This window comes from Nitrosophilus sp. (assembly GCF_982775275.1).
In genome coordinates this window covers 1-3,822 of sequence record NZ_CEXZHP010000148.1, presented here as the reverse complement: position 1 = coordinate 3,822, position 3,822 = coordinate 1, and the positions used below count along the sequence as shown (strand labels likewise).

The 3,822-nt window shown below is 30.3% G+C and carries 5 protein-coding genes; 1 reads left to right on the top strand and 4 read right to left on the bottom strand.

Annotation, left to right across the window (positions count from 1 at the left end):
• Positions 1–32: 32 nt before the first annotated feature.
• Complete coding sequence (gene recO, locus AC30RD_RS07155) at positions 33–650, top strand: recombination protein RecO (RefSeq protein ID WP_489493732.1); 618 nt, start codon at positions 33–35, stop codon at positions 648–650.
• An 18-nt stretch (positions 651–668) separates the two neighbouring features.
• On the opposite strand, the gene AC30RD_RS07150 is transcribed toward recO, so the two are convergent.
• From AC30RD_RS07150 to AC30RD_RS07135, 4 genes are all read right to left on the bottom strand, one after another.
• A complete protein-coding gene (locus AC30RD_RS07150; protein WP_489493731.1) occupies positions 669–1,373 on the bottom strand; it encodes a hypothetical protein in 705 nt (234 codons plus the stop codon).
• A gap of 54 nt (positions 1,374–1,427) precedes the next feature.
• Positions 1,428–1,880, bottom strand: a complete 453-nt coding sequence (locus AC30RD_RS07145) for a CBS domain-containing protein (RefSeq protein ID WP_489493730.1) — start codon at positions 1,878–1,880, stop codon at positions 1,428–1,430.
• A 2-nt stretch (positions 1,881–1,882) separates the two neighbouring features.
• The gene (locus AC30RD_RS07140; RefSeq protein ID WP_489493728.1) at positions 1,883–2,152 is read right to left on the bottom strand and encodes an EscU/YscU/HrcU family type III secretion system export apparatus switch protein; all 270 of its coding nucleotides are present in this window, start codon (positions 2,150–2,152) and stop codon (positions 1,883–1,885) included.
• A 235-nt stretch (positions 2,153–2,387) separates the two neighbouring features.
• Positions 2,388–3,491, bottom strand: coding sequence for a hypothetical protein (locus tag AC30RD_RS07135; RefSeq protein ID WP_489493727.1), 1,104 nt, complete (start codon positions 3,489–3,491; stop codon positions 2,388–2,390).
• Positions 3,492–3,822 lie beyond the last annotated feature (331 nt).

Here is a 3,822-nt window from a genome sequence, read left to right as displayed (position 1 = left end):
AATTCCCAATATCAAAATAGGTAGTAAAACTAATGCAAGGATATATTTTAAAAATAACACCAGCTAAAAATGAAGATTTGATAGTAAATATATTAACAAAAAAACATCTATATACATTATATAGATTTTACGGAGCGAGGCATAGTATCATAAATTTAGGGTATAAGATAGATTTTGAGATTGAGTATTCGCAAAAAGCGTATCTTCCAAGACTAAGAAATATCACTCATCTTGGTTTTAAATGGCTCAAAGAAACATGGCGAGTACTTATATGGCAGCAGTTTATTCAAAGGATGCATGAGCATTTGAGAGATTTAAACGAGGTAGAAAGCATCTATTTTGATCTTTTAGAAGAGAGTGCTCAAAAGTGGCATATACAAAATCCAAAAAGGATATGTATCGAAAGTTACGTTAAGCTACTTGAATATGAAGGAAGGCTTCATAAAGATTTTAAATGCTTTGTTTGCCATCAAAAAATAGAAAATAACCTCACTTTAACAAGAGCCTTTTTGCCGGCTCATTATAGCTGTATTCCATCTTCTACTTTTCCTATAAAAGCAATTAAATATCTATATGAAAATAAAAAAAGTTTACTTTTAGAGGATAAATATATAGACAAACTTTATAATATTTTAATGCTTGGATTTTGATTGTCCCAAAGGGACAATTTAGTTATTTTCTATATCGCTTATATCAAGATCGGTTCCAGCTAATCTAACTCCGCCAAATTCAACTTTTTGTAAAACTTTTGTCTGAGCGATTGGATCCTCTTTTACTATATAAAGTTGTCCAAAAATATGGTTTGGATGAAAAACAAAATCGACTAATTCAAACTTCTCTTTTTTATATCTAATATAGTCTGTATTAACCGTATCACAAATTAAATCATAAACTCCCTCTTTAAAAACATCATACTGATCCATATCATATGAACAGTCGATATATCCTATCTCAAAATTACTTGGGTCTATATCTTTTTCTTCGATATCGCTATCAAAATCCCAAAGAGCCTCTCCCTCAAAACTTTTTATATAAAAAATCTCGCCTATTTGGGCATTTTGAACATCTTTTAGAAGCTCTTGAGGAGTGATATTTTTCAATACCGCCTCATCTAAAACAAACTCTTTTTGAGTAGTATCGTATAATTTAAATCTACAGCTCTCAGGATCCAAACCATGAATTTCGCTGTGCATATCATAAACATCGGCTTCCCCTGTTTCTACAAAATCATTAACAATCTCAAACAACTCTTTTACATCCTCTTTAACTTCCAAATCGTAACTATTTAGATCTAAACCTTCAATATCCAATCTTGTTACGTTATATATTTTTACTATTTTAGCATCGCCTTTTATAGTTAAATTAAGACTCATTAACCTGCTCCTAAAATTTTTTAAAATTATAACTTATATAACATTTATCCTGATTTAATCACCAAGTTTTTCTTCCTCTTTTTCCACCTCTTTATAAAGTATCTTTACCAAATCTTTTAACTCTTCAGAAATCAACTCCAATATATCATCGCTTGATAATATTCCAACAAGGTATCCGTATATATCTACTACAGGAACTCTTTTAACGCCTTTATCCTTCATTTTTTCCAAAACATCGTATATGTCGTCTTTTTCTTTAGCAACTAACAGATCTTTACTCATAATATCTTTTATCAAAATATCTGAAGGATTAGCTTCAAAAGCCACTACCTCAACTACAATATCCCTATCTGTCACTATGCCTATAGGTATCCTACCATCTTCTGAATCTTCAACCACCACAAGATCCCCTACATGAAATTTTTTCATCAATTTTGCAGCATCAACAACATTATCGTTTCCATATATAATTACCGTCTCTCTTGTACATAATTCTCCCGCCGTCATTTTTACTCCTTTAAATCTTTTTTTGTTTTATATATAAAAGATAATATCTTTGCAACAGCTTTATAAAGCTGGGGCGGAATCTCATCGTAAATATCTAGTTTTGAAAGTATCTGGACTAATTCTGGATCTTCTCTAATTGGAATACCATTTTCTTTGGCAAATTCTAAAATATTTTTAGCAACTACACCTTTGCCTTTTGCTACAACTTTGGGAGCTCTATCTTTTGTTTTTTTATATTTTAACGCAACGGCTTCTTTTTTTGATTTGTCCATTTCAAAATCTTTTATATTGTTAACAATTGAACTCTCTGAAAAATTACAAATTGAGCGAAAGCTTTGCGATTTTAGTTTGAAAATTTTATGTTCGCTGTTAAGCGAAAAAAGTGCACTCAACCCCGAAGGGGCGCTATTGCGTTTGCACTTTTTAATAAAATTTTCAAACGTTGAGCTAGCAAAAATCGCATCTGACTTGAGCGAAATTTAGTAATTTTTCAGAGCACTCAATTAATTATACCTTAATATCGATTAATGATTTAAAATTAAGCAACTCTTTCAAATTTTTACTATCATCAGAAAAACTTACAAATATATTTGAAAAATCATCTTTTTTAAGTTCTGATATTAAAAAATCTATATTTTTACGTATAGCATTTTTAAATAGATCATTTTCTATTTTAAAATCGATTTTTAAATCTTTTTTATATAAAAAAAGGGTGGTATCAACAACTCCAATCTGATCAAAATCAAGCATAATCTTACAAAGATACTGCTCTTTCTCATCACTCTTTTTAACCACAAATTGCCCACTATTTAAAGAGTCCCAAATAAGAGGTAAAAAAGTATATAATCCCCCTATCGTTCTTGATAATAACTGAAAAGATTCTATCTGATTTAAAATATTTTGTATATCCTCTTTGACTTTTTTCTCATCAACTCTATCTTGTATATTTAAAAAAATATTTTTTAAATCACCTTCTATCTCTTTAAGATTTTTATGAATATTTAACTTTTTAACTTTAGATTCATATAAAAGGCCGCTATTTTTTAATATCTCTTCAAGATTTTTATCTGTTATTTTTGAAATATCCACAAATATAGATCTTAACCTCTCTAAACTTTTAGTATCTATATTTTTTACATTGTTTAGCTCTGTTATAAAATTTTGAATATTTTTGTTTATATTTTTTAACTCATCAACCAATCCTTTATCTATCAAAAATCTTAAAATAGCCTCTTTATTGTTTGGAGACTCTTCTATAAGCTTTATTAAAATATCACTATTTTGTTTTATATCTATATTTTTTAAGGATTCTTCTAAATTTGATATTTTTTCATTCTGTTTAAAAACGTTTATAAGTTGTAGTTTTAGTTTTTTGTCAGGAGAACCGCTATCCATTACACGAAGAAGAAGGGAAGTATCTTTTTGAAGAGGAATTTCGGTTTTGATAGCAACATGCTGTCCCTTAATCCTTGCTATAACTCCTCCATTTGGCAAAATATCTATAACTTCGGCTTTTATCGTCTCACCGGTTTTAAAACTTATAGATTTGCCAAGAGGTTTAGTAAGAAGTAAAAATTCAATAGGCTCTGCATAGGGTTTAAAATGTATCATGTTAAATTATAACAAAAAAGGAAATAAATGTTGTTGGGAATTTGGAATTGGGCATTGGGAATTAGGAATTGGGAATTGGGATCAAATCCTCTCTTACCACCTTACCTCCTTACCACCTAACTCCCTTACCCCCCTATCACCTTACCTCCTTACCCCCTTATCACCTTACCCCTTCTCCCTTCAACCTTCTCCCTTCAATCTTTCACCTAACCACTCAACTATTCAACCATTTTATCCAACCGCAAACTGGCTTCGTTTCACTCAGCTTCGTTTGCTTCAAGGTTCACCAGCTACTCCTATGCTCATCACGAAACTCCTTGAGTTTCGGACT